We start from the raw sequence: 5,318 nt of genomic DNA, 5'->3' as shown, positions 1-5,318 counted from the left end.
CAGCTTCTCGAGTGTCAGGTCCGAGACCGCCTTGCGCAGCCGGTCATTCTCTTTCTCGAGCTCCTTCAGCCGCTTCACCTGGTCACCCTTCAGGCCACCGAACTCCTTGCGCCACCGGTAATACGTAAACTGCGTCACGCCGATCAAACGGACCGCTTCTCCGACAGAACGACCTTGCGACAACAGAACATCGACTTGGCGCAGCTTCGCCACGATCTCTTCGGGTTTGTGCTTCTTCTGGGGCATTCCAACGTCCTCCTACGGCTCAATAGCCTACTTCAGGGAGGACCACTTTTCAGGGGGCAGACCAAGTGCGCAAGGTCACACCGATGTTCCGCTGCACCAGCAGACTGCCGTCCTGGCAAGCCGCCGTTGTCCCGTCGTGTGTGATCTGGCGCTCTGGTCGCGAGCCCACATTTCATAGTCGACGCTGTCCCATCGCTCGTGGGTGCTACCGCGGCACTACGAGAACTTCTGATTGAGGGGACAGCTCCGCTCCGGTGTGAACGGTGTGTTCGCCCGAGTTTGGTTGCAGTCGTCTTTGCCGCGCGGGTATGTCTTTGGGACAAGCGGGAGAGAGTCGGCCAACCGACCGCCGAAGGAGCAACCGCCCCGGAAACTCTCAGGCACCCGGACCGCTTGCTGTACAACACTCTGAAAAGCGGAGCGGCAGCTCCCGCCCACGGTGTAAGCTGAGACTGCCCGAAGCAGCTTAGCGATACTCTCAGGCCAATGACAGAGGGGGCTCCAACGCCAACGCATGGCGTGCCCCTCGGAGCCTGACTTGACCCTGAATTGCTACGCGCAGTGACGCGCTGAAATCACGCCCTTCGACAAATCCTGGAATCTGCCCCTTGCAGCGCGAGCCTGGGGGGGGGCGGCCACCATCGACGCGCCGCTACGCAGAAGGCGTCGAGCGTCATCAATTTAGACAGGACGTTACATGACCAGACCTCGCCCCATCGACCGACGACTGTTCTTAGGAGGAGCCGGAGGTGTCCTCGGGCTAGCTTTGTCCGGCTGCACCACTACCCCCTTTCCGGGCTCCGAAGAGATTATCCCAGCACCACCGCCCCCGGAATTTTCCGACGACGTCATCCTGATGTATCGGGCGCTGCCCGAGGAGCGCTTTCCCATCCCGGCGGTGGACCTTACACGCCTCGACCCCGCGTTTGTTCGGGCGGTCGTCGACTACCCGACCCAGGAAGTACCCGGGACGGTCATTGTCGATACGCCTAATCGGTACCTCTACCACGTCCATGATGACGGATCCGCCACGCGCTACGGGGTAGGAATCGGCAGAGCGGGGTTTGAATGGTCTGGACGAGCGCATATCGCATACGGACGCGAGTGGCCCGTGTGGACACCACCCGCCGATATGATCGCCCGCCAACCGTCCCTCGAGAAATGGCGGCACGGTCAGCCGCCTGGGATCGACAACGCCCTTGGCGCACGCGCGCTCTATATCCATCAGGGCAATCGGGACACGCTTTACCGTCTGCATGGAACTGGTGAGGCGCACACGATAGGCAAGGCAATCTCATCAGGCTGCGTGCGGCTCCTGCATCACGACATCATTCACCTCTACCGGGAGGTAAAATGGGGCTCCCCGATCGTGGTCCTGGTCTAGGGGAGCTGCAGCCAATGCCGTTGCCGCGACCAAATCCACGCCGCGAGGTGAAGCAATCACGCACCCGCATTGTCGTCCTGATCTTCGCACTGGCTTATGTCACCATCACAGCAAGGCTGGTTCAGTACGGTATTGGAGAACCTGCGGCGTCTGGGGCTCCTGTTGGGCTGGTTGCGGCTCACAGGCCTGCGATAGTCGATCGCCATGGACGGAAGCTTGCGATCGACCTGAAGACCTACTCGCTGTTTGCAGAACCCCGGCGGATTGTCGATGTAGATGACGCTATTGAGCGCCTTCGCACAGTGTTTCCAGACCTCGATGTGCGGGACCTGCACGCCAGGCTTTCGGGGGACCGTGGTTTCATCTGGTTGAAGCGTCACCTCTCGCCTCAGATGCATAACCGGATCATGACGCTTGGTATTCCGGGTATCGGGTTCAGGTCCGAGATCAGGCGCTTCTATCCCGCGGGCCGCACCACGGCACACGTCGTCGGTCTGACGAACGTCGACAACCTCGGCACGTCTGGGCTGGAGAGATGGATAGACACGCAAGGGTATCTCGAGCTTCGCGATTTCGGACTGGGCGGCAGAGGCAGGTTTTCCCCGGTTGAGACATCGATCGATCTGAGGATCCAGCACGCCGTCCATGATGAACTCGCCAGGGCCATGGTGCAGTACGAGCCGGCAGGTGCTGGCGGGCTCGTCCTGAACATCAAGACCGGCGAAATTCTGGCACTTGTATCTCTGCCGGATTTTGACCCCAACTCGCCCGTTGAGGCGCATCTAGAGGATCGCCTGAACCGAATGTCGGGAAGCGCCGCGGAAATGGGGTCAATCATAAAGACCTTCACCACCGCAATGGCCATCGAGAAGGGTCGTGCAACGCTCAGTACGGTCTATGACGCGTCCAGCCCGCTGGCGGTGGGGCGGCAACGGGTCCGTGACTACTACGGCAAGAACCGCCCGCTCACTCTCGAGGAGGTGTTTCTTTATTCATCCAATATCGGATCTGCGCTGGAAGCGCGGGCAGTCGGCATCGAGGAGCATCGAAATTTTCTGAGAAGCGCCGGACTTCTCACCAAGTTGCAGTTGGAGCTTCCCGAAGTGGCCACCCCGCGCGAGCCAGCCCGCTGGAGCTCCGCGACATCCATCACGGCGTCATTCGGACACGGCTTTGCGACCACCCCGTTGCAGACGGCCGCGGGAATAGGCGGCATTCTGAACAACGGAATTTTGGTGAGCCCGACACTGATCAGGCGTGGCGAGGAAGATGCTAAGGCAGTATCGAAACGGATCGTGAGCGACCACACGAGCGAGATGATGCGGTACTTGTACCGGCTAAGCGGAATGAAGGGGTCGGGGCGTCACGCTGCGGTGGCTGGGCTCAATGTGGGCGGCAAGACAGGCACCGCGGAGAAAGTCATCGCGGGTCGGTACGCGAGGAACCGAAACTACAATGTCTTTGCGGCCGCCATGCCGATGCACGATCCGGTTTACCTCTACCTCGTCGTCATCGATGATCCGAAACCCAAGTCATCCACCCGAGGTCTGACGGCTGGCGTCACTGCGGCTCCGGTCACGGGGAATATCATTCGAAGGACCTTCGGGTTCCTTGATGTCACGCCGAGTTTTGGCACGTCCTTCCAACCCCATGAGGAAAATGTGGGTTAGTCGATGACGTCGGCGGCGTCGAAGATGAGCCGACCTCTAAGCCGAATGAGAGGATCCAGTTAAGGCACCGCCGGAGGTGAGACTCCGACAAGGCTTTTTCTCCTTGGCCTTTCGTGGCGGACTTTGCTAGGCACCCCGTTCATTCAATCAGTAACCTGAAAGAACCAGCACGGCTGCCACCGTGACAGGCTTTCATTCTTGCGACCACGGTGGCGAAGATGAAGAGGCCTTTTGTATCGTTACGTCCGGAGATTACCCGGACGCATGCCCTGACCCTGATGAACTGGCTGGAAGATGACCGTGTCACTCGCTACCTGAGCGATTCACGCAGCGTCTCCCGTTTCATCTCACAGGCCGTTGATCGATCACCGATGCCGATCCTGACGCATCTGTTCAACCAGGGCGGCCGCTTTTTCATGGTCTATAACGTCGACGACCTGCCCGTGGGCTTCGTCCGCCTGATCAAGACGGGTCCTGAATGTGAAATCGTCCTCGCTATCGGTGACCACGATAACTGGGGCCGTGGACTGGGCACCAGCACCATTCGCGAGGGACTGAAGCTCGCCTTCCTCGACATGAGGGCCGATAGCGTTGTCGCGAAGATTCACCCGGCAAACACGCGCTCCCTGAAGGGGTTTGAGCGCTGCGGTTTCCATCTCAAACAGGAAACGCTAACACTCAATTCGCTGTCGCTAACCTCCGGACGCTACCTGCAGCTCTTGCGGGCTGGTGCGATGACTAACCACGCCAACATTTACGTCACTGAGTTGGACAAGACCCGGCTGGAGAACCTGCTGGAACTTGAGATCGACACGCCAAACATCGAGCTCGAGCACGAGATCGAGAGAGCGATCGTCGTCGACCCACTAAGCGTTCCCGAGGACGTTGTAACGATGAACTCGAAGGTCGTGCTGCGTCTCGACGGGGAACAGGAGAATGTGGCGCTTGTCTATCCGCAAGATGCAGACAACCGGTCGAGGAAACTGTCGATCCTGTCCGACATAGGCACCGCTATCCTTGGCTATCAGGAAGGGGATGCCTTCGAATGCATCGTGGCAAATCGTACCCGACGGATTCAGATTGAGAAGATTGTCTATCAGCCGGAATCTGCCGGCGACTTTCATCTGTAAGCGCCGGGCATAAGCGGCGGCCTGTAGCGCTAGAACCGGATGGATGGCCGCATGCGCGGCTGGAGTGCGAAGTCCTTCGGAACTTAGGTTGGAAGTTCTGCATTCTGCAATCGACATTCAGCAGGATGGGAACGATGAAATACCTTCTAGCGGTCGTTGGCGGATTTGCCTTCACGAGTTGTACGTTTGCAGGTGGCGCGGCGATGGCGATCGTGCATCTCAGTACCAAACCGTCGGAGAGCAGCGCGAGGGTTGATTCCACATCAATCGAATTTCCGCTTCAGCCTGTGAAGGTGGATGTTGCGTCCCAGAATTATGAGCGCATCGGGCAATCGGCGTCCTCTGCCTCCACCAATACGCCGGGTGAAGAGGTCGAGACAGATACGGATCTCCTAACGACCGCCGCCCTGCCTGAATCCGACGATGAAACCATCCTTAGCGAGGAGCATGTAGCATGGTGTTCATCGAGGTATCGATCGTACCAGGTGGCGGATAACAGCTATCAGCCCTACCGTGGTGGTCGCCGTGAATGCCTGTCACCCTTCTTCAAGGTCGCCAAAGTCGAAGAGGTGACGTCCCCGGACGTGGTGTAGCTGGGTAGCGCGGCGGTCATCGGCGCTTTCCGGTAGGGTCTGGTTGCGAGACCAACCCCTTTCCGGAAGGAACACCGATGACCGACGACATGATGAACCTGCGCGCGCTGGTGGAGAAGACCCCCGACGCCGATCTCCTGCGCGAGATGATCGGCTTTGCCGCCGAGCGGTTGATGGAGATGGAGGTGGGTGCGGCCACCGGCGCCGCTTATGGCGAGAAGAACCCGCTTCGTCTGGCCCAGCGCAACGGCTATCGCGACCGGGACTGGGAGACGCGGGCCGGAACCGTTGAGCT

Annotated in this window: 6 protein-coding genes and 1 riboswitch; of the genes, 5 read left to right on the top strand and 1 reads right to left on the bottom strand. The window is 59.5% G+C overall.

What is annotated here, in order from left to right; translation table 11 throughout:
* Positions 1-246: transposase (locus tag L630_RS0120350; RefSeq protein WP_024850014.1), on the bottom strand; the 246-nt coding region annotated here is incomplete at its 3' end.
* A gap of 314 nt (positions 247-560) precedes the next feature.
* A riboswitch (glycine riboswitch) is annotated at positions 561-648 on the top strand.
* Between the two features lie 295 nt (positions 649-943).
* Between L630_RS0120350 and L630_RS0120345 the strand changes: the two genes are divergently transcribed.
* The 5 genes from L630_RS0120345 to L630_RS0120325 form a co-directional block, all read left to right on the top strand.
* Complete coding sequence (locus L630_RS0120345; RefSeq protein ID WP_051473411.1) at positions 944-1,630, top strand: L,D-transpeptidase; 687 nt, start codon at positions 944-946, stop codon at positions 1,628-1,630.
* A gap of 14 nt (positions 1,631-1,644) precedes the next feature.
* Positions 1,645-3,300: a penicillin-binding protein 2 gene (locus tag L630_RS0120340; protein ID WP_186441517.1), complete on the top strand. Its 1,656-nt coding sequence runs from the start codon at positions 1,645-1,647 to the stop codon at positions 3,298-3,300.
* A 218-nt stretch (positions 3,301-3,518) separates the two neighbouring features.
* Positions 3,519-4,430 (top strand): GNAT family N-acetyltransferase, encoded by a 912-nt coding sequence (locus L630_RS0120335; protein ID WP_024850011.1) that lies wholly within the window; start codon positions 3,519-3,521, stop codon positions 4,428-4,430.
* Positions 4,431-4,564: 134 nt separating this feature from the next.
* Complete coding sequence (locus tag L630_RS22005; protein ID WP_024850010.1) at positions 4,565-5,023, top strand: BA14K family protein; 459 nt, start codon at positions 4,565-4,567, stop codon at positions 5,021-5,023.
* 77 nt (positions 5,024-5,100) lie between these two features.
* Positions 5,101-5,318 (top strand): transposase (locus L630_RS0120325; protein ID WP_024850015.1); only part of this gene is annotated, 218 nt, incomplete at its 3' end.

Source organism: Aminobacter sp. J41, assembly GCF_000526635.1.
Taxonomy (GTDB): domain Bacteria; phylum Pseudomonadota; class Alphaproteobacteria; order Rhizobiales; family Rhizobiaceae; genus Aerobium.
This window is presented reverse-complemented; position numbering and strand designations above follow the sequence as displayed.